The sequence below is a fragment of the Pseudoalteromonas sp. S2755 genome (assembly GCF_005886535.1).
Taxonomy (GTDB): Bacteria; Pseudomonadota; Gammaproteobacteria; order Enterobacterales; family Alteromonadaceae; genus Pseudoalteromonas.
On the sequence record NZ_PNDS01000001.1, the window covers coordinates 108,374 to 132,089 of the forward strand.

The 23,716-nt window shown below is 42.8% G+C and carries 21 protein-coding genes; 9 read left to right on the plus strand and 12 right to left on the minus strand.

Features of this window, described 5'->3' with window-relative positions:
• Positions 1–46: 46 nt before the first annotated feature.
• The 3 genes from CWC03_RS00485 to CWC03_RS00495 all read right to left on the minus strand — a co-directional run bounded on the left by CWC03_RS00485 (position 47) and on the right by CWC03_RS00495 (position 3,398).
• Positions 47–1,156, minus strand: coding sequence for a GNAT family N-acetyltransferase/peptidase C39 family protein (locus CWC03_RS00485; RefSeq protein ID WP_138580145.1), 1,110 nt, complete (start codon positions 1,154–1,156; stop codon positions 47–49).
• Entirely contained in the window at positions 1,156–2,604 is a 1,449-nt protein-coding gene (locus tag CWC03_RS00490; RefSeq protein WP_010606541.1) for a RimK family ATP-grasp domain-containing protein, read from the minus strand. The genes CWC03_RS00485 and CWC03_RS00490 overlap by 1 nt, the downstream gene beginning before the upstream one ends.
• Positions 2,605–2,993: 389 nt before the next feature.
• The gene (locus CWC03_RS00495; protein ID WP_138580146.1) at positions 2,994–3,398 is read right to left on the minus strand and encodes a hypothetical protein; all 405 of its coding nucleotides are present in this window, start codon (positions 3,396–3,398) and stop codon (positions 2,994–2,996) included.
• Positions 3,399–3,622: 224 nt separating this feature from the next.
• Here CWC03_RS00495 and CWC03_RS00500 point away from each other — a divergent pair, with 224 nt between their 5' ends.
• Positions 3,623–3,988, plus strand: a complete 366-nt coding sequence (locus CWC03_RS00500) for a VOC family protein (RefSeq protein WP_138580147.1) — start codon at positions 3,623–3,625, stop codon at positions 3,986–3,988.
• A gap of 191 nt (positions 3,989–4,179) precedes the next feature.
• On the opposite strand, the gene CWC03_RS00505 is transcribed toward CWC03_RS00500, so the two are convergent.
• Entirely contained in the window at positions 4,180–5,148 is a 969-nt protein-coding gene (locus CWC03_RS00505) for an AraC family transcriptional regulator (protein WP_138580148.1), read from the minus strand.
• 121 nt (positions 5,149–5,269) lie between these two features.
• Between CWC03_RS00505 and CWC03_RS00510 the strand changes: the two genes are divergently transcribed.
• Complete coding sequence (locus CWC03_RS00510; RefSeq protein ID WP_138580149.1) at positions 5,270–6,118, plus strand: sterol desaturase family protein; 849 nt, start codon at positions 5,270–5,272, stop codon at positions 6,116–6,118.
• Positions 6,119–6,122: 4 nt separating this feature from the next.
• On the opposite strand, the gene CWC03_RS00515 is transcribed toward CWC03_RS00510, so the two are convergent.
• Positions 6,123–7,034 carry a LysR family transcriptional regulator gene (locus CWC03_RS00515; RefSeq protein WP_128725586.1) on the minus strand — a complete coding sequence of 304 codons (912 nt, stop codon included), beginning with the start codon at positions 7,032–7,034 and terminating at the stop codon, positions 6,123–6,125.
• Positions 7,035–7,130: 96 nt separating this feature from the next.
• Between CWC03_RS00515 and nfsB the strand changes: the two genes are divergently transcribed.
• The 3 genes from nfsB (at position 7,131) to CWC03_RS00530 (ending at position 10,476) form a co-directional block, all read left to right on the plus strand.
• Positions 7,131–7,790 carry an oxygen-insensitive NAD(P)H nitroreductase gene (nfsB, locus tag CWC03_RS00520; protein ID WP_128725585.1) on the plus strand — a complete coding sequence of 220 codons (660 nt, stop codon included), beginning with the start codon at positions 7,131–7,133 and terminating at the stop codon, positions 7,788–7,790.
• 387 nt (positions 7,791–8,177) lie between these two features.
• Positions 8,178–9,290: a M35 family metalloendopeptidase gene (locus CWC03_RS00525; RefSeq protein ID WP_128725584.1), complete on the plus strand. Its 1,113-nt coding sequence runs from the start codon at positions 8,178–8,180 to the stop codon at positions 9,288–9,290.
• Between the two features lie 124 nt (positions 9,291–9,414).
• Entirely contained in the window at positions 9,415–10,476 is a 1,062-nt protein-coding gene (locus CWC03_RS00530; RefSeq protein WP_138580150.1) for an endonuclease/exonuclease/phosphatase family protein, read from the plus strand.
• Positions 10,477–10,580: 104 nt separating this feature from the next.
• Here the strand turns inward: CWC03_RS00530 and CWC03_RS00535 are convergent, their stop codons facing one another.
• The 4 genes from CWC03_RS00535 to CWC03_RS00545 form a co-directional block, all read right to left on the minus strand.
• Positions 10,581–12,449, minus strand: a complete 1,869-nt coding sequence (locus CWC03_RS00535) for a DUF885 domain-containing protein (protein ID WP_138580151.1) — start codon at positions 12,447–12,449, stop codon at positions 10,581–10,583.
• Positions 12,450–12,704: 255 nt separating this feature from the next.
• Positions 12,705–13,391: a transposase gene (locus CWC03_RS00540; protein ID WP_138580152.1), complete on the minus strand. Its 687-nt coding sequence runs from the start codon at positions 13,389–13,391 to the stop codon at positions 12,705–12,707.
• Between the two features lie 409 nt (positions 13,392–13,800).
• The gene (locus CWC03_RS23370) at positions 13,801–13,974 is read right to left on the minus strand and encodes a hypothetical protein (protein WP_171040183.1); all 174 of its coding nucleotides are present in this window, start codon (positions 13,972–13,974) and stop codon (positions 13,801–13,803) included.
• A gap of 130 nt (positions 13,975–14,104) precedes the next feature.
• Positions 14,105–14,569 carry a CreA family protein gene (locus CWC03_RS00545; RefSeq protein WP_045964078.1) on the minus strand — a complete coding sequence of 155 codons (465 nt, stop codon included), beginning with the start codon at positions 14,567–14,569 and terminating at the stop codon, positions 14,105–14,107.
• Positions 14,570–14,909: 340 nt separating this feature from the next.
• Between CWC03_RS00545 and CWC03_RS00550 the strand changes: the two genes are divergently transcribed.
• From CWC03_RS00550 to CWC03_RS00560, 3 genes are all read left to right on the plus strand, one after another.
• A complete protein-coding gene (locus CWC03_RS00550; protein WP_138580153.1) occupies positions 14,910–17,357 on the plus strand; it encodes a TonB-dependent receptor in 2,448 nt (815 codons plus the stop codon).
• 54 nt (positions 17,358–17,411) lie between these two features.
• The gene (locus CWC03_RS00555) at positions 17,412–18,896 is read left to right on the plus strand and encodes a tetratricopeptide repeat-containing sulfotransferase family protein (RefSeq protein WP_138580154.1); all 1,485 of its coding nucleotides are present in this window, start codon (positions 17,412–17,414) and stop codon (positions 18,894–18,896) included.
• 64 nt (positions 18,897–18,960) lie between these two features.
• Complete coding sequence (locus tag CWC03_RS00560; protein ID WP_138580155.1) at positions 18,961–20,019, plus strand: hypothetical protein; 1,059 nt, start codon at positions 18,961–18,963, stop codon at positions 20,017–20,019.
• 10 nt (positions 20,020–20,029) lie between these two features.
• Here CWC03_RS00560 and CWC03_RS00565 read toward each other — a convergent pair whose 3' ends face one another.
• On the minus strand, positions 20,030–20,611 hold the full coding sequence (locus CWC03_RS00565) for a YqaA family protein (protein ID WP_138580156.1): 582 nt from the start codon (positions 20,609–20,611) through the stop codon (positions 20,030–20,032).
• 155 nt (positions 20,612–20,766) lie between these two features.
• Here CWC03_RS00565 and CWC03_RS00570 point away from each other — a divergent pair, with 155 nt between their 5' ends.
• Positions 20,767–21,363, plus strand: coding sequence for an acyl carrier protein phosphodiesterase (locus CWC03_RS00570; RefSeq protein WP_138580157.1), 597 nt, complete (start codon positions 20,767–20,769; stop codon positions 21,361–21,363).
• Positions 21,364–21,534: 171 nt separating this feature from the next.
• On the opposite strand, the gene CWC03_RS00575 is transcribed toward CWC03_RS00570, so the two are convergent.
• Both CWC03_RS00575 and CWC03_RS00580 read right to left on the minus strand, forming a co-directional pair.
• Positions 21,535–22,980: a serine hydrolase domain-containing protein gene (locus tag CWC03_RS00575; protein ID WP_138580158.1), complete on the minus strand. Its 1,446-nt coding sequence runs from the start codon at positions 22,978–22,980 to the stop codon at positions 21,535–21,537.
• A gap of 104 nt (positions 22,981–23,084) precedes the next feature.
• Entirely contained in the window at positions 23,085–23,468 is a 384-nt protein-coding gene (locus CWC03_RS00580; protein WP_138580159.1) for a rhodanese-like domain-containing protein, read from the minus strand.
• Positions 23,469–23,716 lie beyond the last annotated feature (248 nt).

Consider the following 23,716-nt stretch of genomic DNA (forward strand, 5'->3'; position numbering starts at 1 on the left):
TAAAGGGCCGAATACAGGCCCTTTGACTTACAACCGAAAACGTTATTTAAAATGACTCGTGCAACACCACCAGCGCACTTAACTTGCTTGCGCCAAACGTCATCATTTTTTCAAAATCCGACCTTGCGATGGGCACTTGCTGGCAGTCGATAGGGTTTTGGTCGTCCTCGACATCAGGGTCATTAAGATATAAACACAACTCATCCAAGCCCGTAATAAGCACCCAATGCGGCGCTTTTTTACCGTTTAGCCGATAAGTGCTGATCAAAGCCAATACCGCACTACCCTGTAACAACCATTGTTCAACCTGTTCAAGCTTTACATCAGCTTGGTGAATAGCAATATCACGATATTCACACTCTTGACGGAATTGCTCATGAACTAAGGTCATCACCTGTTTTTTCTGCGCGCTTCTCACGCCATCTAAAAATAGTGGGCCCGCCGTATTCACCATCACCTCTGCCGCAAAACCACGGCGCTCCGCAGCCAATGCCAAACCAAATGGGTGACAGCCGCCGTGACCTGCAGTCATAAAGATGGTGGTCGCTTCACGCCATATTTCAAGCTCTAAGGCCTGATCGCCCATACAGCCTGGATCTATACTCGCCATTGCCATCATCAGTGACGCCGGTCCGCAAGTGAAGTCTGTCGTTTGCTGATACCAAGGTGCCTGATGCAACACCGCCTTTTGCGACAGCTTACGCACACATTTTTGCATTCTTAGCGCGTCATCATGATCCGCGTAATAGTTTTGATACTCGCCAAATACACGATAACCCATGCGTTTATATAAGCCGATGGCCGCGTCATTACGTTTAGCCACCTCTAAACGCATATATAACCAGCCCATTTCACCCGCTCTGGCCTCAAGCTCTGACATCAGTTGGCGTGCGATCCCTTTACCTTGATGATGAGGCGATACCGCCAATGAATAAAGCCTTGCCAGCCGCGTTCCTTGGTGCAACCAAAGCAATCCATAGCCCACAAGTTCCCCTGCTAACTTTGCAGTGAGCAGCAGACTATGTTCAAAACTGATGTAATGCTTGAGTTGGCGACGACTCAGTCTATCCACACTGAAGCAGCTTTGCTCCAACGCATTCAGTGAATTCAAATCCTGCAGTGTCGCCTTTTCAAGCACCAACGCGGCTTGCAACATTACTTTTTACCTCTCGCTTCAAGACGCCTTGAAAATTCAGACATCACCTGCATGTACAGCTCGTCACCGAGATACTTGTCTTCAACCCCTTGATCAATATTCGGATTGTCGTTTACTTCAAGCACGTAAGCTTTGCCGTTGTGCTCTTTAATATCAATGCCATACAATCCATTACCCACAACTGCCGCCGCTTTTAACGCCGCACGTAACACCGCCTTTGGCACTTCAAACGTTGGTAGCGTGTCAAACCCACCCGAGAAATTGCGTTTTGACTCATGGTTATAGATTTGCCAATGGTTACGTGCCATATGGTAACGGCATGCGTAAATTGCACGGCCATTTAACACCCCAATACGCCAGTCGTAATCTGTGTATAAGTAAGCTTGCGCCAACACAATCGCAGAGACGCTCATCAGCTCTTGTAAACGCTCGCCAAGTTCTTCTTTGGTTTTTACTTTAAATACGCCTTTTGAGAACGAACTCTCAGGCATTTTAAGCACCATAGGTAGCGATAACTCAGCAATGAGTTTATCGATTACTTGTTCATTACACTGACTCACAAATCGCGTTTCTAAACTTGGCACCTTCTTGTAATTAAAGGCATCATGTAAAAACACCTTATTACAACAGCGTAGGATCGAGCTTGGGTCATCAATTACCACTAAATCTTTTTGCTCTGCTTCTTGCGCAAGGCGATAAGTATGGTGATCAATCGCTGTGGTTTCACGAATAAATAGCCCATCGTATTGGCCTAAGTTGTATAACTCAGCCGCTTCTAATGGATGTACTTTAATGCCAAGCTTTTCACCCGCTTTTACAAAGCGGCTGATCGCTCCTTTATTACTTGGCGGCAACTTTTCATCGTGGTCCACCAACATCGCAATATCCCAGCGATACTTTTTGTGGCTCTTACGCTTGTTCCACTGAGTGGCATGCACATGACCTAATACTTGAGTACAAAACTCAAGCTGCGCCACCTGCAGAGTCGAAAAGTCGCGTCGCTGCACCTGCACGCGCACGCCTTTGTCTTGCTGCTGTAATGTCACTTTTAGTAAAGGCGCTGGAAATTGCTGAAATAAATACGCCGCCAACTTACTAAACTCAGGCTGTTGGGTTTCGCCCATACAAATGATCAGCTCAGCGTCATCGGTAATTGCGATCCCACGCTTATCAAACCAAGCTTGCGATAAAAACAACGCATTATCGCCATCACGTAAACCATTAATAACCTTTAGACTCGGAAGTACTTGGTGATTACGCGCTTCAGCAAGTAAAGAGCAGTAATAACCTTGACTTAAATAACGATCACAGTCACATAAATTAATCACTCGAAGTTTTGATTCACCGAGCTTTGGGTACTCTTGCAAATACGTTTCAAACGTCACTACGTTATTTGCCAAAGGCAGTACATCTGCATTTTGATCAACAACGAATAGAGTAGATAGCATCTAAATAATCCTTAGGTGGCGATGCGTTGGCACATCATTACATGATGGTTTAGGCACCCCACGATTTAACATAGGGTTAGTGGGCAAATTCAAGGGCCCACATTAAAGTGGAGTAGTTGTAATCTTAAATATAGCACTTAGCAATTGAGTAATTTTGATTCTCAAGATAAATCTTTCTTGCTGTCGACGGTCGGAATAAAAGACTTAAATTTCAAACGGTTAAAAACCATAAAAGTACGTACAATCAAATTTGATTGAAACGATTAAGATTTCTCGTGTTTACAAACAGATATCAAGGATGAAATAGCACGTGGTAGGCGTGCTTAGGGGCACCACGAGCAGTGAGTGCTTTGGTTGAGGTGGGTGTCAGCGATTTATACTCTTTGCGTTTAAGCGGTTACACTGATTTTCTTAGGTAAAATATAGCCCTGATAACTTTTGAGGACTGCTAAGGTTTCTTCATAGCCTTTGGTTGGTTGGCCTATACTGCGGTTATACTCAATTCTACGTTCTAAAGCGCCCAAATAGTCTTTATTTTCTACACCGACAAGAGTATCACCTTTAAATTCAAATTCTTCAAAAGGGATATATTGCCATACGCGATCATCTCCAGTGACTTTAGCTAACGTTCTTATGTCTTCTTGAGATACGTTCCGCATATCAAGGCCATTGGTATTCGACTCCCTATTTTCAGAATTTAAAGAAAGTGAATTTTGATTGGCTAAATTTTGCTTTTTTACGACTTCGACAGCGTTGTAGTTACCGTAAATAGCTTGGGTATTTGATATATTCATAATAGAACTCCTTTCTTTTTCGACCTAAATTTACATGCAATAGTCACGCCTTTTTATTTACCGACACACTGCATTTGTTGGCTTCCAACGACTAACAAACGACTACGGAAACAAGTGACATCAGTACTATCTATACTCCAACAAGCGATTGTTAACAAAAACCACGTGTCTCATAAATATTAAAATGTTAGGCTACAAAAAGTACCCACAATATGGACATGAATATGGCAAACCTGAATACCGTAGAAATAAAGTCTTTTGTTCCAGCTAAAGACTTTGAATGCTCTAAACGCTTTTATCAGCTAATTGGCTTTGAAATGGCTTTTGAAGCTGGAGATATCGCATATTTAAAATCTGGCTCTTGTTCTTTTTTGCTCCAAGATTTCTATGAGCCATTGCACAGCAACAACTTTATGATGCACCTTTTAGTCGAAGATGCCCAAAGCTGGTATGAACATGTTTTAAAACTCGAGCTGGACAAAACGTTTGGCGTAAAGGTAACTGAACTTGTCGAGCAGCCATGGGGAATGCTCGAATTTTGTATTACTGATCCAAGTGGCGTGCTGTGGCGCATCGCCGAGAATCAGTAACCTAACAAAAAGATTGTGGCGTCAATAACTGACTTTATGCTTTGCCGATTTCCAAATTAATCGAATTGGATATGAACAGATAGCACCATTCACTACGTTTATCATGATAGGGAATCGATGATACCCACTACATATTTGCACCGAAGCTGGGAATTTGACTAACAAACCAAACCTTACCTACCTTCGGTTCTTCACTTTAGCTTTGACGGTGGTTTCCCATACCATTTTACACAAACTTTATTCAGCGCACTTTGCTCTGTAAAACCGAGTGCGTCTACAATATCGAGCAATCTGGTGTTGCTGATGAGTTGTTCAAATCGATGCTTTCGCTCTTGGTCGAGTAAGGTTCTAAAGCTGGTGTGTTGTATTTTTAGCTTACGCTGCATCGAACGCACACTCATGTTTAATGCCTTAGCAATACTTGCTTGGTTGACTCCAGCCAGTGAGTGCTTTGCCGCTAGTAAATTGGCAACACGCGCTTTTAAGTCATGATTATCACAAAGCGCTGATACGCTTTTTGCAACCACTTGCTCAATATGTTCGTGCATTAGGCTGTCGACTGTAGCGACTGGCATGGTAAGAAAATCTAACGGAAACGACAGTGCATTTTCAGGGCAATTTTGTGATACGGGGCAGCCAAACCAAGTTTGCAAACGCTGTAATTCTAGGTCACACACGCTAAAGCTAAGCTGGAGTTGGTTAGGCGATAAAGTTGAACGCAAAAGCTGCCGTGCAGCGCTCACCCAAGCGGTCATATTACGCAAAATGGCTTGCTTACCCAGCGGGGTTTTTGGTTGCCAAGTTAACTTGGCATTGTCGCTATCACTTGCGAATACAGCGAGGCCAATATCGGCGACAATAGCGTCGTAATGCAATAATGAGATAATAGCTTGCTGCAAGTCTCTACTGGTTTCGACCAAATAACCAAGCGCCCCATAATCATGCAGCTGAATGGCTTTACCCAGTTCAAAACCAATTAAGGGATCGCCACTCAGCTCCTGCCCTACCTCGAGCAATCGCTCATATTCAACGAGTGCTACACGTTCAGGGCGTGACGCTACTAGCTCAGCAAACTCGCCTCGCAGCCTCTTGTCATCGGTAAAATGGTCATGGAGATATACCCACGCACTATAAAAATATACAAACGAAGTAGAGTGCATTGCAGTTCCTTTTGTCGTATTTGGACAAATTGTTGGCGCAGTTTGGCAGGATTGTCAATAGCTAACCCGTTACCCTTGTGCATATAAAGTACCAAAGCTTTGGCTAAAGAAGGAGCTGTATATGGTTGATGTATCGCTAATTTTACTGGCACTCAGTCCCATCTTTTTACTTTGTGTTGCCTGGGAGTATATCAAGCACCACGAACACTATGATTGGCGAGATTCATTACTCAATGCCCTACTCGCCTTGCTCCATCAAGGCAGCGACGCGCTGGCTTTGCTTGTACTGATGCCGCTCTTTTACTGGCTTCATCAATTTGCCTTATTCACAATCGAATTAAATCTCCTCACTTTGCTTTTTGGGTTTATCTTGCAAGATTTCTTGTATTACTGGTTTCACCGGGCATCACATTGTATTCACTGGCTTTGGAGCGCACACGTAGTGCATCACAGTTCGAACAACATGAACTTTACCACCGCATTTCGCCAAAGCTTGCTTTACCCTATTGTCGGTATGTGGGTGTTCTGGCTGCCTATGATACTGCTTGGATTTACCCCGACCTTGGTATTTGCCATCGTCGCAATCAACTTGGCTTTTCAATTTTTTGTCCATACACAAACGGTTAATAGGTTAGGAGTGGTTGAGCGGATCTTTAATACGCCTTCCCACCACAGAGTCCATCACGCTAGTAATCCTGACTATATAGATAAAAACTTTGCTGGGGTGCTGATCATTTGGGATAAGCTTTTTGGCACCTTTGTTGAGGAGCGTGAAGACATCACAATTTGTTATGGAATAAGAGGTGCGGCACCAAAGCAGACCCCTTTAGATGTAAACTTTGCTCAGTGGCGTCATATGTTCCACTGCTTTTCACAAGCAAACACCTTAAAGAACAAATGGTTGGCGCTGTTTGGTTACCCAACCCACTTACCCGAAAAGCCTAAGAATACAGCTTCAGTCAAGCCCTAGTGCGTTATTTATACCGCTCGGCCTTTTCTACAAGCGCTTGGCAGTACACTCTTAGTTTATCGCGCAGCACTCTCACGCTTGGGTTGATCATTTGCTTTGACGGGCAGATCAACCACAACGGCTTACATTCAACGCGGTAGTCATTTAATATACTTTGCACCACACCTTGTTCTAGTTGGTCTGCTACATCTATCGCGGAGCGCAATGAAATACCCGCTCCTTGCGCACACCAGCGCTTTACCACATCCGCATCATTACTGGTTCTACGCCCTTTAAGCACCACTTTGTAAGTTTGTTCATTTTTCGTCAGTTTCCACGTATCAAACTTACTGCCTCTAATCAAAAAGAATAGCCCTTGATGCTCACTTAGCTCCTCATGATCCTTTGGCGTGCCTTGTTTTTCTAAGTATTCCGTAGAGGCACAAAGCAGCAATGGCACATCACAAATTTTAAAGCCGTAGAAGCTACTGTCTTCAGGCGCGCCATAGCGCAGCGCGATATCAACACCGTCACGATAAAAGTCGAGATTGTGATCATTAAGAATAAGCTTCAAGGCAAGTTTGGGGTATTCATCAAGTAATTCGTCTAGCCAAGGTAGGAGAATATTACGGCCAAAATCTGACGGTGCGGTTAATCTTAGCTCACCGTCAATTTCGTTGTCGTTATCAAGCACCTGTTTTTTGCCATTATCCAAAAGCGCAAGTGCCTGCTCGCAAATTGGCAAGTAAGTTTCACCTTGCTTTGATAGCCTTAAGCTACGCGTAGAACGCACAAAAAGTTGAAAGCCAAGGTGCTTTTCCACTCGCTTTATCGCGGCGCTCGCTGTAGCAACCTGCATATCTAACTGTGCAGCCGCCGCACTAATATTGCCAAGCTGAGCCGTTTTCATTACGACGATTAAATCTTGTGTATTCATTTTCAAAAAATTTTTGAAACTATTTAACTCATTATCATCTTTTTATTGATTATGTAAATCCATATTATGTCTTTAAAGCAATTTTAGGAGTCTGATATGTACACATTACGCGATGCAATTAACAATCGTTATTCCACAAAAGCCTTTGATCCTAATAAAAAAATTAGTGATTCAGATATTGACTTACTCAAGCAGGCGCTAAGACTAAGCCCGTCTAGTACCAACGTTCAGCCATGGCATTTTGTCATCGCAAGTACTGAGGCAGGCAAAACTCAAGTGGCTAAAAGCACACAAGAGAATTACAAATTTAATGAAGCAAAAGTACTTAACGCGTCACATGTTGTTGTATTTGCTGCAAAACAAAATATAGATGATACGCATTTAGATAAAGTGCTTGCCAAAGAAAGTGCCGATGGCCGATTTGAAAAAGGCTCTGAGATTGAGGCACAAATGAATAATGGCCGTCGCTATTTTGTCGGCTTAAATCAAACCAGCGATGAAGCAATCAAAGCATGGACTGGCAAACAGGTTTACTTAAATCTTGGGCAATTTTTGCTAAGCACTGCATTACTAGGTATAGATTCTGTGCCAATTGAGGGATTTGACGCCGATATTCTCAGCAATGAGCTTGGGTTAACTGAGCAAGGCTTTGACGCTCTTGCTATTGTCGCATTGGGCTATCGAGACGAAGGTGATTTTAATGCTAAATTACCTAAATCTCGCCTCGCAATCGAAGACATCATTAGCGAAATCTAAGACCCAGTTTGGCACTGATAATGGCTAGCTAGATAACGTCAGTGCCATTTCAACTTAGGTTGGAATACCATTTCAAACATCACAATGTAAACCAATGTGAATGAAACAATAAATTCACAACTACCCTCCCCTCAGTTTTGTACTAAATTTATCCATATTTTTCAATAACATTACATTTATTTGAAATTATTGGTAATTTTCAAATGTAAATTTTTTAGCTCTGTTGTGAAAATTCTGCTTGAAACATCGAATATATTATTGTTAATTAAAAGTGAAGATTGAATTCATCTTTAAAAATAACGAAATGACAACAAGTAAACTCAGTCCTCACTACTGGTTTTGTACCTGCCAGTCGAGAGACTGTAGCAACCTCAACAGGAAGAAATAATGAAGCTACTATCACGCACACTATCAACAGGGTTACTCGCGGCAGCCGTAACCGCATCACTGAATGCTCAAGCAATGAATAAAGACCTAGCGGTAAGTGTTGATGTCGACACAAAAAGCAACGGCGATGTTATTGCGACGCTGAATATCACCAATCAGGGTAAAGGTAATCAGAAAATTCTAAGCTGGTATACAGATCTTGAAGAAGAGCATATTTTCAAAATTACGCGTGATGGTAAAGAAGTTAATTTCTTTGGTCCTCACTACAAACGCCCGGCTCCTACTGAAGCTGACTTTATTAAGTTAAAGTCTGGCGAAACACTCACTAAATCATTTGAGCTTTCGGGCCTTTATGATCTTAGCCAGCCAGGTAACTACGAAATTAGTTATGATGTTGAGTCATTTGACCTTTTCGGTAAAAAAGAAATGCCACGTATGGCTGCCAGAACGATGGGGCAGCAATCAATGATGCGTGCCGATGTAGCAGAGCTCAGCTCAAACTCGGTAAACCTGTGGCTTGAAGGCGTTGCGATGACGAAAGGCAATGTTCAAATCAATGCAAAACCAAGCGCCCGCGCTGCTGACTGCACTGATGGCACTTGTTTTACAGGCCGTTGTAGTAACAGTGAAAAAACCAGTATTTTGTCAGCACTAAATGCTGCAGATCAGATCACTAATGACTCTGTTGCCTACCTAAATAGCCACTCAGCAAGCAACCCGTCTACGCGTTATCAAACTTGGTTTGGTGCAGCGACAAGCAGCCGTTATGCAACCGTGAAATCCAACTTCAATGCAATCAATGATGCAATCGACAACCAAGATCTCACTTTTGACTGTAGTTGTAACAAATCATACTTTGCTTATGTATACCCAAATCAACCATACAAAGTCTATCTATGCCGCGCATTTTGGAGCGCAAATGAGCTGGGTACGGATTCACGTGCAGGCACGATTGTTCACGAGCTAAGTCACTTTAACGCCGTGGCGGGTACAGATGACATCGTTTATGGTCAATCTGGCGCGAAAAACTTGGCAATTTCTAACCCAAGTCAAGCAATTCAAAATGCTGACAGCCATGAATACTTTGCGGAAAATACCCCATATCAAAACTAATCTCGACTAAATATCCCTGAACGAGTATCGGGTTTAGGCAACCGTCCAGACCCGATGCTATTCACAGCGATTTCAGCTAACATGAAATATACTTCTTAGATTCACCTATTTGCTGAGGAATTTCATGACTTGGGTTATCGTCGCGCTGTGTGGTTTTATCCTACTTGCTACGTTATTGCCACTTGCTAAACATCCGCACTGGAGTGTTAGAGCAATGGAGTTCCCGCGACTTCAGCTCGTTGTTATTACTGCATTTACGCTACTGCTGTCCATTTTCTACCTTAATCTTCAAAGCGTAGCCGCGCTTGCTGTCATTTCTTTATTAGCCTGTTTAAGTTTTCAACTGTGGTGGATTTTACCCTACACCCCGCTTTGGCCAGTCGAGGTAAAAAAAGCGACAACCAATACTCACACAATCAGCCTAATCACCGCCAATGTACTGCAAACCAATCGACAGTTTAATCTGCTATTGGAGCAAGTCCGAGTACATCAACCTGATATTTTAGTCACGTTAGAGAGTGATGAGATATGGGAGCAACAATTAGACTCGTTGTTAGATATACTGCCCTACAGCGTTAAATGCCCGCAATCAAATTTATATGGCATGCATGTTTATTCTCGCTACCCGCTAGACGAGGCAAAATGTGAATATATCGTTGAAGAAGGTGTACCTTCGATTCATGCAAAACTCAAGATCGCTCCCCATATCATGATCCAAACCCATTTCTTGCACCCAGCACCGCCAAGCCCCACCGAGAACGAAACGGCCATTGAGCGAGATGCGGAATTGGTGGTTGTCGCCAAACGCGTCATAAATGAGCCATTGCCTACCATTGTCACTGGCGATCTCAATGATGTTGCTTGGTCTCCAACCACGAGATTATTTAGGAAAATAAGTGGGCTTCTTGATCCACGAGTTGGCCGAGGCATGTTTAACACGTTTCATGCACAGTACCCGTTTGCACGCTGGCCGCTGGATCATTTGTTTTCGAGTCACCACTTCACAGTAATCGACATTAAAAGGCTAGACAACATAGGGTCAGATCACTTTGCGCTTTACGCAAAACTTGCTTATCAACCGGTCAAAAATGAAGATGAAGCAGGGCTTGAATTGAATAAGAAAGATATACATCGCAGCAAAGAAATTATTGAAAATGCCGTGGCAAAGCCGAATTGCAAATTATGATAGTGAGTTTAAGTACGGTTAGTATGAACGAGTGTTATAAGGTTTTTTAAATAACATCAGCTTGGAGCCAGCATCGTTCACTGACTTCAAGCCGAAAAGTATATTTACGACTTCAGAGAATTAATCCAAGTCTTGATATCTTCTTCAACAAGCGCCATTGGCCTTGCGCCTTTTAGCAACACTACGTCGTGGAATGCCTTAATATCAAACTTATCACCTAGCTGCTGTTTAGCGTACTCTCTAAGTTCAACTAATTTAAGCATACCCAACTTATAACCAAGCGCTTGACCTGGCCAAGCGATATAACGGTCGATAGCCGATACCACATCACTCATCGCCGTACCTGTTGCATCAGCAAAATAGGTGATCGCTTGGTCGCGTGTCCACTTTTTATAATGCAGGCCCGTATCAACCACCAGTCGAGCAGCACGATATGCCTCAGCTTGCAGGCGACCTAAGTCTCCAAATGGGTCGTCCTTATACATCCCCATTTCGTAAGCCAATAGCTCTGAATACAGCGCCCAGCCCTCAACATAACCATTAAATGAGGCATTTTGACGCATCAAACCAATTTCTGTTTGCAACATATTAAGCGCAATTTGGAAGTGGTGACCAGGAACCGCCTCATGATACGTTAAGGTTTTCATGCCAAAGCTTGGTACTGCTTTCATGTCTTTTAGGTTGATTGAAAATACCCCTGGGCGACTTCCATCAAGCGATGGACCGTTGTAGTAACCACCCGGTGCACCCGCTTCCACGGCTTTTGGTATACGTTTAACTTCAACAGGTTGCGGTGGAATAGTAGAAAAATAATCTGGCGCTTTTTGTAAAATGGTCCCTATTTCACCACGCAAGAACGATAATAACGCTTCACGACCTTCGTCAGAATCCGCATATAAAAACCTCGACTCCTCATTGAGCTGCTTCATCCGGTCGCCAACGGTGCCTTGTGAATAGCCATTTTGCTTGAGGATTTCGTCCATACGCTTTGAAATACGCTCCACCTCAGCTAGGCCAATTTGGTGGATCTCTTCCGCGCTCATATCAGAGTCCGCCAAATAGGTGATCTCATGCTGGTAGAAAGCTTCGCCATTTGGTTGGGCCCAAATACCGACATTTTCAGGCGCTTTACTCTCTAGAGTGTGCATAATCGCAGACACATTTTTAAATTCAGGATAAAGCTTTTGCTCAACAATTTGCGTTGCCTGTGCAACATAATCAGCGGCGGCTTTATCCGTAATACCGTCAAGATCTGCAAGTTTATCTTTAAACGATGCAACCAAAGGGTGTTCTGCACCACTTGGCGCCGTGAAGTTATCTAAATAGCCTAGCGTGTTTGGAAACAGTACTTTTGGTAAAATTACGCCTTTATTGGCATCCGCTTTTACCTTACTTGCAACTTGCTTCGTGACTTCAACAAAAGCATGTAGGCGGGCAACATAGTCTTTTGCATCTTGCTCACTCTCTATTCCATGCTGGTCTTTAAGCACATTTGGAATATCCAGCAATGGGCCGGACAATTGGTTAACAATATATGGCAGGTGTCCGCCCCAAGTATCAATATAACCTGCCGAGAAGCCTTTATCCCCAGCATAATAACGTGCAATAACTTCATTTACTTTAAGGTGCAACAAGTCATTAGAGTTCGCCACGCCCGATTGTAATTGTTTTAATTTATCTGCGGCTGCGTTCATGTCCACCTGAAGCGCCTGCATACCGACAACCGAGTAATCCGGTAGTCTATTAGCATAGTGACCATATTCACTACTTGATAATTTAAGCGAAGTGGCAAGCGCGGGTTGGTGGTTAATAAATTGCTTGGTGTACTGCTCTACGACTTTGTCGATTTCTGCACGAGAGAGAGTTGGTTCAGTGGTTTTAGCAACAGATGTCGTTTCTGTTGTTGGCTTGTCTTGAGCACATCCGCTCAAACCTAGCACGACAGAGAGTGCTACCACGCTTATTTTATTCATTATTACGCCGCTCCATTAGGGTTGTTGTCAAAGCTAAAAATACCAGTGCAGATCTGGTTGCTGATGGAATAGTCATACCAATTTGAAAAAGCAAATGGATATAAGCACTTTATTCAGAAATGAAGTGCAATAAAGTGCTCATGCTATTCTCATAGATGCAACTACAAGTAACATATTTGCGTTTTTGTTACAGCTATAAAAGACGGAAAATTGCGAATTAATTGACTTTTCCCGCACTTTTGCAAGTTAATTTGCTTAGCTTTCGAGCACTAGAGATTTTGGCGTATCGACGCATTCCGATGGTAACTCAACGATAATACGCTGTACACGACCTGTTGACTTGTCAAACAAAAAGCAAGCGTGTGGCCTTTGCTCCAGCTGTAAGCTGATGGTGATACTCAAACTTTTAGGTAAAGCCTGCGCTATCACATCTCTCGACGCTTCTGTAAAAAGCACAGACTCAGGGGTAAATTGATAAAACTGCCCAAACTGTAAATCACAATGCTCGCCTTGCTGTAAGTCCTTCCTATATTCATACTGGTAGAGCTTGCTGCCACAACCGGGGCCAAAATAATTGGTTGTCAATGCCGTAAAATTGTAGTCCCGCACTTGCGGAATAAAACAGTGCTGAGCCCCCCGCTTTGGCATTGGATGCCAAATTTGTGCACATACTTTAAAAAATGGTCGTTTATTTTCATAAAGTACATAAAGGTCATCATTGTCCAACATCCCTCGAGGATGATGTTGATAATGACTGCTTCTCGCAACTTGAGATGCGAGAAATTGCTTATTTTGTGATAGTCGATACAACATTTCAGCAAGTAGTCTTAGCGTACTGTCATCCAAGCAGTCTGGACCTGTATATAAACTAGAAACACAATTAATAAAATCACTAAAATTAATTGCCCCATGACTATAAAAGTTATCGAATTGGCGTGCCATATTTCTTCCTTGTGTTTGAGCGTTTTAGTCAGACGAATAGTGAGTACGTCAGCTAAAATTCGTATTTTTTAAAACAGAAACTTGCATATATCCGATTGCAAACTGCGCTGCTTTTTTCTTAGTCCCTAATTAAAGCTAATGCAGACTGGGGAGAACGCAACAAATTAATTACAATTTTAGTGACAGCCTAGTTAAGACTATTAATGAGATGAGTCAGAGATGGTAGTTTAGAGTTTATACGCTATACAGAGCGTAAGTGAAGCATGAGTATATGTCATAAAAACTTCATGCAAATTTATGCACTTAACACTACGCGCAACAAAGACTGAGCCGAGCGCAATATTTATATTAATTTTTCATCGTTTCGAATGACATTAATCAGCAAAACAAGATAAATCACTGTCCAAACTTACTTAGATTTGGACTCGGTAATCATCTCATCTTGACTAAACATCTCAGCCTGAGTTGCTTGAGATGAGATGCTATGAGCATCAGTTGTTAACGTTAAAATAACAAACAATACAGTCATCACTGCAAATGCAATATTGACCGTTTTCCCTAAAAAGCGTGTTTTTAGCATCACGATTTCTCCTAACATTATCACTACTAAGCTTAGTCGAAATCGTGAGCAAAAAGGTTTAATTCAAACAAAAAATAATTTACTTAATGCAATTATCGAAACTTATGGGTTTATGTGCTAGTCAACATTCGAGTTAATTGGTTTTAACGCCTTGATAAGCCTGAGTTCCCCATAATGGCACTGTTGATAAGCTATGCTTAAAGCTACCAGAGGTTTCCTTAGTGGTATAGGCTAAGTACATCAAGGTTTGGTTTTTTGCATCAAAGATCCTTCTCACTTTCATTGATTTAAAAAATACACTTTTTGATTTTTTAAATACCACTTCGCCAGAGTCACTTTTATCTATATTCGCTAGCATTGCAGGTGTTATTTCGCTCGTTTGACGACAAGAGATAGAGCTATCGCTTGGGTCCGAAAAACTCAAGTCGTCTTCAACACTCGCCACATGACAGGTCACACCCGTTACAACAGGGTCAACCATAGAGTCCAGCTTTATATCTTTGAGCGTAAATAGACCGAGTGACACATCACCAACTTCACTGTCAGAGCAACCAAGTAACGTACAAGATGCCAACAATGCAAACATCAGCTTTTTCATTGTTTTTCCTTAAGATAATCGACGTACAAAAGAAACATACGGAGTTAATACTCTAAGCTATTTGAAAATTTTCGCAAACCATCTCATTTGAAAAAGAAATAACCATTCAAAAAATCAAAATAATTATTCACAAAACAAGAATAAGCATGTTAGCATGCGCCGCAGTTTCAAGGTGGCTAAATTTACCTAAACCATGAACAAAACATGGTGAGTCAATTCACCACCGGTTGTATGAAATTCTTTCTAAACTCGGGACAGAAATGCACCGCCTGCATAGTTACCCACTTCTAAAGATTGAAATTTCGTCATGTTTAATTCTTAATTTGAGGTTTCACCATTCATGAGTAAGCTCCATCCAAGCTTAGTCGCACTAGCAGTTAGTTCGAGTTTTTTTGTTGTTAATCAATCACAAGCTGAAGAAAGTAAGATTCAAGAAAAGTCAATTGAGCGAATTCAAGTAACAGCCACTCGACGCGCGGGCACAGTTCAAGAAGCGCCATTAAACATTACTGCCGTCGACAGCGATGTGATGAGCGACCAAAATATTGGCGACCTTGAAGATGTAGCAAGATGGGTTCCTGGTTTGACAATCACAGAACAAGGTGGCCGTGAGGGCTCACCTATTATTGTTCGTGGCTTGAATACTAATTCGTCGGAACGTGCCTCTGACTCGGGCACTGTAGCAACTTACCTCGGCGAAATTCCAATCAACGTAGATTTGCGACTAACCGATATCGAGCGTGTTGAAGTCTTAATCGGCCCACAAGGTACGCTATACGGTGCAGGCACGCTTGGTGGTGCGATTAGAACCATGCTAAAAGCACCTGTGCTTGATGTCATTGAGGGCAAACTCAGTGGCGACATATTTAATATCAATGAAAGTGACAGTAACGGTCATGAAATCGGTGCTGTGTTCAATATGCCTATAGTGATGGATGAGTTAGCCGTTCGTGCGAGCATTAACCGCTATCACAACCCCGGCTTTATGGATTATAGCTATGTGGTTAAGCAAGCTGGCGCTTCAAACCCAGATCCTGATTGGTCCAATGCTGATGATGTAAAAGCAAACATCAACGCAGTGGCGGATGCAAATGATGAGACCATAACAACCACACGGGTTTCTCTACGTTGGTTGGTGAGTGAGAATATCGATACCACACTGAACTATTTCCATCAAAAACAAGAAAATGGTGCTAACTCGATTTCACAGTATCAAAGCCTTGGCGCACAACACCCGCTTGCCGACTCTATTAAACCATACGAGTCAGCCTATCGCGTGCTTGAACCTAATGAACAAGAAGACGACCTGCTTAGCCTTGAAATCAACGCCGATTTAGAGTTTGCTGATTTAGTTTCGGCATCCGGTTGGTCAAGCAAAGAACAACAAGGCCAACGAGATCAAACCGATCTCCTTTATGATATTTGGCCGGGTTATGCGGATTTTCCTAGTTTTACCGCGTTGACTAAAGACACCACAGTTCAAGACACGTTTACCCAAGAGATCCGGTTAGTCTCTAAAGGAGATGACGCACTAAATTGGATTGCAGGGGTATATTACAGCAAACAGGAAATTAGCTCGGACGATAGAGAGTACACGCCAGGGCTCACGGAGTTTTGGGGCGACGAAATCAACAATATTGAGCAAGACCTTGAGTATATTGCACTTACCAATGCCACCAGCAAAGAGTCAGCATTGTTTGGCGAAATTGGCTATGCATTTTCAGACGATTTTAATATCACAGTGGGCGCTCGTTTCTATCGCTATGATGTTAAAACTGAGTCAGCGGCTGAAACCCCGCTCTATTCTGGTGGCCTGCCAAGCCTTGAGCAAATTTCATTTGAACAAGTCAGTGCCAAAGACAATGGTAGTTTGTTTAAGTTTAATGCCAATTACACTTGGCAAGATGGACTGCTGACGTACTTCACTGTCAGTGAAGGATTTAGGTTAGGCGGTGGCAACGGTTTGGAGTCCTGTCCAGAAACACTACCTGAGCAACAGATCATCTGTGCACTGCCGCATGAGCTTAGCTATAAACCAGATACCACCACTAACTATGAGCTGGGATTAAAGTCTACATGGCTGAATAACAAGCTGCATTTTAATGCCGCATTATTCAGTGTTGATTGGGAAGATGCACAGATCTCATCTGTGACGGTAAACGGTCAAGAGATCATTACCTCCAATGCAGGCTCTGCGAACTCTACTGGTATCGAGTTATCAACCCGCGCTATATTGAACGACCATTGGACGGTGTATGCAACCTATTCTTATGCAAAAGCACAGCTCACTGATGATGCACCTGCCCTGTTTGCGGTATTCAAAGAAGGTGACTATAGCGCTGAAGAAATCGCGCTTTACCAGCCGTATTATGACGGTACTGACGGTGACCGCTTACCTGGCGCCCCAAAACAGCAGTTCTCATTCGGTTTAAGCTACGAGCAGGAAGTGTTCGACGACAAAGTGCTTAACGTTAATTATGGAGTAACCGCTCAGAGTGACGTATACACGAAAGTCGGACTCAAAGCTGACGGAGAGATACTGCCGGGATTTGCCTTATCTAACCTCAGTGCGAAGCTTTCAAGCGAGCAATGGGCTGTCACTTTGTATGTCGACAATTTATTTGACAAATTTGCTTTCACCTCGGTAAGACGCGATAAATCTTGGGCTGGTGAAGCTAAATTTGCCGCATTAAACAAAGCCTTGCCAGAGCAGCAGCGAGTGTACGGACACTATGTCACAACACCTCGTACCGTTGGGGTCAAGCTTAACTACCAGTTTGAGTTATAATCAGCAAAAAACTAAAATAGAGAGTGAAGCTACCTTCACTCTCTTTACGTTGCGATGACATCATACAATCAGATCCAAAGCTATATTCAACAGCGTCAATTTCAAGCGGCGCATCACGCATTAGTCGCTCGCATTAATACCAATGCCAACGATCACCACGCGTACGCCTTATTGGCCGAATTGAATATCGCTCTCGGTAACCTCAGCAAAGCATTAAAAATTTACGACAAGTGCCTAAGTTTATTTCCCTGCGCATTTTACTCATTGAGCGCTGCCAAACTTGCGCTGTTCACACAATCACCATTAGCTGCAAAGCGCTATATACAGCATTTGCTAGGCAGCACACAGTTGTCGGGGTCAGAGCACGATACGCTTGCAAATATCTTACTGAGATTAAACCAATATACTGACGCTGGTTGGCATTTTAACCATGCCTACACGCACGCACCGCACAGCCCTGAAATCGCGCTCAACTATGCAATGCATTTAAAGATGTCTGGTGAATTAGCACAAGCGCGGACGCTGCTTGCCTCGTTAGTGCAAGCAAACCCAAGTAATGCAAAGTGCCAGTTAGCCTACTCAGAGCTTACTCCTGATGAATTAGCATCGACTCGCATCACTCAATTAGCCACTGAAATAACAGCACAAACTACACCACTTGCATTACAGCGGCTTTACCATGCGCAGGCACTCGAATACGAAAAGCAGGAAAATTATCCCAAGGCATGGCAAAGCTTTATTGCCAGTAAACAAGCGCTCAGTGCAGAGGTTTCCTATTCATCTAAACAAATGACTGGCTATTTTCAATCACTTCGTAAACTTCTCGACAAACCTATTGAATTTGCACCGGAGCAAACGCTTGCACCAATATTTGTGGTTGGGCTGCCGCGCTCAGGCACTAGCCTGATGGAGCAAATTTTAGCGCAATTGTCACTACAACCGCTGGGAGAGACCAGTATATTGCCCCAAGCAATTAGGTTTTGTCTTGACTATAACAACAATATTCAACATATCAGCCGCGCCTATGAAGAGGCTAACGTTATTGAACAATACCGTCTTTTCAGCACGCAGTCCGTAGATGGTGCTCAACGTTTTATAGACAAACAACCATTTCATTTTTTCTTTATCGATTTGCTCGCAAAGGCGTTTCCACGCGCGAAATTTGTCGTGATGAAACGAGACAGAACAGATACTTGTATCGCAAACTTCCGTCAACTATATCAAACGAACAGTCCCTTTCATGGCTACTCATACCGGATGCAAGATACTCAAGCTATGTATGATGATACTTATGCGTTTTTGCAAGATGCAGCACAAAAACACAAGACTCAAATTAAGTTTGTGAATTATGAATCGCTGGTAGAAAAGCCTCAGGCTGTGATGAAAGAAGTCTGTCAATTCCTCGAGTTGGATTGGCAGGACAATGCACTTCACTTTTATAAGCAGGGTTATTACTCAGCAACAGCCAGCAAAGTGCAGATCAGACAACCATTGAATAACTCAAGTGTGGGCAAATATCGAAATATTTACCCAATATAGGAGCATTGATCCGTTGCGCTGATGGTGCTAACGTTAGACAAAAGGAATACCAAACAATAACGATATGAAGCAACTACTCCCTATTATATTTTTAGCTGCGTTAGCAGCCTGTACACCATCAGAAATCACCAAAATAGAACAAGAATTAACTCTTGCTCAACAGCAACGAAATTTAGATGCCCAACTTAACGCGCTCAAGTCGCTCAATGAATATGATAATGATAGGTGGCAAGCGTTATATCTAGAAACATTGAATGCCTCCACATTACTATCAGATGCACAACGCGCCTATGACAACGGCAACATTGTTACGGCTCAAATAGGAGCAGGACAATCCAAAGGTATTAATAACTCATTACAAGCGGATACATTACTGCGTGCGCTATCTACCGATTACCCTCTGACTGAATTGATTGATGAATTAGTGCAATTGCAAACGACAACAAGTAAAAATGAAATGTCGCTCACCCCTTTTTTTAACCAGCCTCCTAGCAAGTGGAATACTATCGAAATCAATCAAAAGCTGCTTGCCATAAATACTAAGATAAAAGCAATTACTGCGCAGATTAAAAAACTGCAAAATACTCAAAGACAACCTCAGAGTTACCAAACGGTATTAGTAGAAGCAAAACGGCAACGAGGTTTACTAGCTGAACAGGAAGCTATTTTTTTACGCCACTTGCAACAACAGCTCAGTGTTTTACATCAAGCGCAATTTGCAAAGGTTTACCAAACAGTGGTCGAACAACTTAATAACTTTGACGAAAGAGTAGTAGCCTCGATGATCCGCCAAGATCAAAATAAGTTAATTGAGACAATGCAGCACCAAAGCGAGCTGCTGTACAATATAGACCTCATACTAAAGCAGGCTGGCTCTGCAAGGCATGCCGAGTTTGAGCCTTTTTACCTTGCCTATATCCAATTACTAAATAAGTCCAAAGATTACAGAGAGTATGCTCTGCAGGGTAAAGCGGCCCTCGCATTATTTGAGCGTGTGGGAGCCCCTAATAACTTTTATCAACAGTATCAATCGCTGGTGTCAGAGCCATTAACACTGAGCAATGATTTACTCGCTTTTGCACGCTCACAAAATGAGTCAAAATTTTTGTATAAAAAATACTAGGCCATACATACTAACGACTAGCTATCCACCATGCGAGCAGCACAATGGCCGTTGTGAGAATAACGGCTTTTATTTTATGTTTCTTAATTAGCTTTTCTGCCTGATCACCTGCAAAATAAACGACAGCAGCCAAGCCAAAATAACGTAGTGAACGGGCAATACAGGTTGCAATTAGAAATTGTAATAGTGAAAATTTTGTGGCGCCTGCTGCTAACATGGCAATCTGAAAAGGTACTGGTGCAATACCTAAGGTCAACACAAACCAAAATCCCTGACTTTGCATCTGCGCTTTCACTTGCTCAAACTGAGACTGACTCGACAGCAGCTCAATAACAGAATCCCCCACTGCATCAAATAAATAGTAACCTAACGCATAACCAAATAAGGCACCAATCACACATCCAACCGTCGCCATTAACGCAATTAACCATAGCTTTTCTCGCCTGGCTTGCATAAGTGGTACCATCACAGCTTCAAGCGGAATAGGCACTATGGTTGACTCTAAAAAAGAGGCAACCGTGATCCCTTTAAGCATATTTTTTGATTCCACTACTCGCTTGGTCTTTTGCTTCAATGTAGCCGTTAACGCCATCACACTTCCCCTGATTTTCTCAGTAATTGAGACAAGCATAGCCTAAGCTAAGTTTCTCTTTCCTGAATTAAACTGTTCTTTATATATGCTGGTATTTGTATGTACAGAGAAATGCGGTACCCTATTTTAATATGAATTATTGTTGGGGTGTTTTTGTGAATTATTTGGCGCATTTGTACTTTGCCAAACCGACTGCTGCATCGCACTTTGGCAACTTGCTCGGTGACTTTCAAAAAGGCGTAAATATACAAGCACTACCTAAACCTGTACAACTTGGCCTACAAACACATAAACAAGTCGATAAATTTACCGATAGCCATACGATTACAAAATCTGCTAAACAACTTTTTTCGCCCACGCGTCGCCGTTTTGCAGGTATTGCACTTGATGTGTTATACGACCACTTTTTGATTAAACACTGGCAGCAATATCACGACACCTCGCTTGACGACTTTAAAAGTCAGAGCTTTTCTTTGCTGCACGATAACTTGCATATCATGCCTGCGCACATGCAACGAGTCGTTAGCGCAATGACACAAAATGATTGGTTTGCCAGCTATGAATCTGTAACTGGTGTGGGCCATGCGCTCGATAACATCGCCAAACGAATTCGCTTTCAAAACCAATTTGCCGGCAGTGAAGTAGATATAAAAAAGCACTACCACCAGCTTGAATCAGGATTTCAAACCTTTTTTCCGCAGTTAGTTGAGCACATAAGGCAGCAACCCATAGAGCACAAGAGGATAGAGTAAACTGCCGTCGTATTACCCAATACCAATTCGATAGCAAGGTTGCCAGAAAGGGCCCCCCCGCTGGACATCGGCTCTTTGGCTGCTATCTGACTCGCCGAAATGATACATAAACGCTTGGTGTAGTTTATGCCATTATCGGCGACAGGCTACTCATTGCTGTGAAGCTTGCGATTAAATCCGCTCAAAACGATATAAGCCACGCCAAATCACCGCAGTAATCTCACCTTTGTCATTCGTTTCAATGGTAACATCCGCGCCCCCCTCAAGCTCAATCAAGGTGTCTTCCTCTGTGGCGACAAATGCCATCAGGTTATCGCGGGCCATATCTAAGACGTTAAATCGCGTACCATCTCGGGTGATTTTCATTTTAAATTGATGATCTTTATCATATGCGTACAAGCCTTCCAGCTGCTTTGCCCGTTCCTCAGATAATGTAATCGCAGTTATCTTTTTACTGCGTAGAAAATCCCAGCCGTAATGTTCGCTGATGGCAATGCGAAGCTCACCAAATACGGTACTCGCGGAGTCGCCATTGGACATCAACACCATACCCTCACCTTTTTCCACAAATGCTTCAAAACGATTGCTAAAGCCTTTATTTTTACCGCCATGGGTGAAGACAAGCCCTTGCTCACGCTGTTCAAGCTCTGGTCCTAAACCCCATACGTCATGATGAACTTCAAGCATTTGCTTCGCCAGCTCAGGCGTGATGGGCCCCACAGTATTTCCGGCATACGCTTGTTGTACGGCCATAATATATTTAGCAAGATCCACCGGAGTGGTCCAAAGGCCAGCAGCGGCTTGTTCTGGATAAACATGCCAGTCCCCTTCAACTTGCTCGCCTTTATCGTCAAACGCGGCACTGGCTTTTGACCATAACGTTTTCGGTAGTGGTTGCGCATAGGTACTGTTGTGCATCCCTAGCGGAGTTAAAATTGCCTGTTGGACATACTCTTCAAATGGCATTTTTGTCACATCTGCCACGAGCAATTCCATTACCGTGTAGCCACCGCCAGAATAGCGCCAAGTTTTACCTGGCAAAGTGTCAACCGTCACTAAATCGGTATTGCCTTTACCCATTAAGACTTCAACATCGGTTGGAATTTTACTACCACGCACGTAGCCCGGAAAACCATGTTGAGTGAGCCCTGAGGTGTGAGTCATTAACTGTCTCAAAGTAACAGGATTGGCTTTGGTAAATTCGTTCGTTGGTACTTTCCAAGAGGTGAGATATTGATTAACGTCAGCATCTAAATCGACTTTACCATCTTGCGCTAACTTTAATACCGCAAGCGCTGCAACGGGTTTACTAATGGACCCAGCCTGAAATAGCGTTTCAGTGGTCACTTTACGGTTTTGCTTTTTATCTGCAATGCCAAAACCCTCAGCCCACACCACTTTACCATCTTTGATCACGGCAAGGCTTAAGCCCGGCAAATGCGTTTCTTGAAGACGCGTCTGCAAATCTACAGGTTGGTATTTTTGGCCTTTTAACTGCACTCTAGGTAAAAGATTTTGTGCAACTTGTTGAACTTGATGTTGAGCCGAGTCAGTGGCAAAGGATGTCTGACTTAGCAAAGACGAGCAAAATATGGCGCAGTACAATAGTTTCGACATGATATTTCCCTTGTTATTATCGTTATTCACTCACTTTACACATTGATAAATGTGCCGTGAATGAATAACAGTATAATCATGAGATGAAGAAAAGTGCACCTACATCAACTTTGTGGTTGAGACACTCGGCGATTAACGGGGTAACGCTCGAAATCCTCCCAGTAATGAATTCCACCTATCATCTCTTTTACTTGATAGCCCATTTTAGCAAGCTTAGACGCGGCCTTCGTTGCGCCATTACAGCCCGGCCCCCAACAATAAACTACGATTGGCGTGACTTTGTCATACTTAGCCATCGTCCGTTCGCTTATGTCTGCGCTTGGCATATTGACTGCGCCTTGAGCATGACTTTTGGCAAAGGCTTCATTCGACCTGACATCAAATAGCACAAAATCTTGCTGTCCTGTTAACATCGCTTGATAAACATCAGCACAATCCGTTTCGCAAGCCAGCTTCATTGCAAAATACTGTAATACTTCTACTTCCATCTTCTAACTCCTATTTAAATACCTTGGGTCCTTAATAACCAGAGCTGCGGATAATAATTTAACCTGAGGTTTGGATAAGGAGTGAGCTAGCTCATTGTTTTTTAATCACCTTAAACTATCGTCTTATCTAGCCAGAGAGTTTTGGGGATAACTAGGCGAATTTACGCAGTTAGCGCTAAAACTGGCTGCTAGAAAGGCATTAATTATCCGAAGCTCAGGTTATTTACTATCATCTTATTCATTGTTTC

Bases quoted from the DNA above. Each gene is read 5' to 3' on its own strand.
- CWC03_RS00550 (WP_138580153.1), top strand. From the start codon at position 14,910: ATGAGTAAGCTCCATCCAAGCTTAGTCGCACTAGCAGTTAGTTCGAGT.
- nfsB (WP_128725585.1), top strand. From the start codon at position 7,131: ATGTACACATTACGCGATGCAATTAACAATCGTTATTCCACAAAAGCC.
- CWC03_RS00510 (WP_138580149.1), top strand. From the start codon at position 5,270: ATGGTTGATGTATCGCTAATTTTACTGGCACTCAGTCCCATCTTTTTA.
- CWC03_RS00540 (WP_138580152.1), bottom strand. From the start codon at position 13,391: ATGGCACGCCAATTCGATAACTTTTATAGTCATGGGGCAATTAATTTT.
- CWC03_RS00525 (WP_128725584.1), top strand. From the start codon at position 8,178: ATGAAGCTACTATCACGCACACTATCAACAGGGTTACTCGCGGCAGCC.
- CWC03_RS00495 (WP_138580146.1), bottom strand. From the start codon at position 3,398: ATGAATATATCAAATACCCAAGCTATTTACGGTAACTACAACGCTGTC.
- CWC03_RS00555 (WP_138580154.1), top strand. From the start codon at position 17,412: ATGACATCATACAATCAGATCCAAAGCTATATTCAACAGCGTCAATTT.
- CWC03_RS00565 (WP_138580156.1), bottom strand. From the start codon at position 20,611: ATGGCGTTAACGGCTACATTGAAGCAAAAGACCAAGCGAGTAGTGGAA.
- CWC03_RS00575 (WP_138580158.1), bottom strand. From the start codon at position 22,980: ATGTCGAAACTATTGTACTGCGCCATATTTTGCTCGTCTTTGCTAAGT.
- CWC03_RS00505 (WP_138580148.1), bottom strand. From the start codon at position 5,148: ATGCACTCTACTTCGTTTGTATATTTTTATAGTGCGTGGGTATATCTC.
- CWC03_RS00515 (WP_128725586.1), bottom strand. From the start codon at position 7,034: ATGAATACACAAGATTTAATCGTCGTAATGAAAACGGCTCAGCTTGGC.
- CWC03_RS00500 (WP_138580147.1), top strand. From the start codon at position 3,623: ATGGCAAACCTGAATACCGTAGAAATAAAGTCTTTTGTTCCAGCTAAA.
- CWC03_RS00545 (WP_045964078.1), bottom strand. From the start codon at position 14,569: ATGAAAAAGCTGATGTTTGCATTGTTGGCATCTTGTACGTTACTTGGT.
- CWC03_RS00535 (WP_138580151.1), bottom strand. From the start codon at position 12,449: ATGAATAAAATAAGCGTGGTAGCACTCTCTGTCGTGCTAGGTTTGAGC.
- CWC03_RS00580 (WP_138580159.1), bottom strand. From the start codon at position 23,468: ATGGAAGTAGAAGTATTACAGTATTTTGCAATGAAGCTGGCTTGCGAA.
- CWC03_RS00530 (WP_138580150.1), top strand. From the start codon at position 9,415: ATGACTTGGGTTATCGTCGCGCTGTGTGGTTTTATCCTACTTGCTACG.
- CWC03_RS00485 (WP_138580145.1), bottom strand. From the start codon at position 1,156: ATGTTGCAAGCCGCGTTGGTGCTTGAAAAGGCGACACTGCAGGATTTG.
- CWC03_RS00560 (WP_138580155.1), top strand. From the start codon at position 18,961: ATGAAGCAACTACTCCCTATTATATTTTTAGCTGCGTTAGCAGCCTGT.
- CWC03_RS00490 (WP_010606541.1), bottom strand. From the start codon at position 2,604: ATGCTATCTACTCTATTCGTTGTTGATCAAAATGCAGATGTACTGCCT.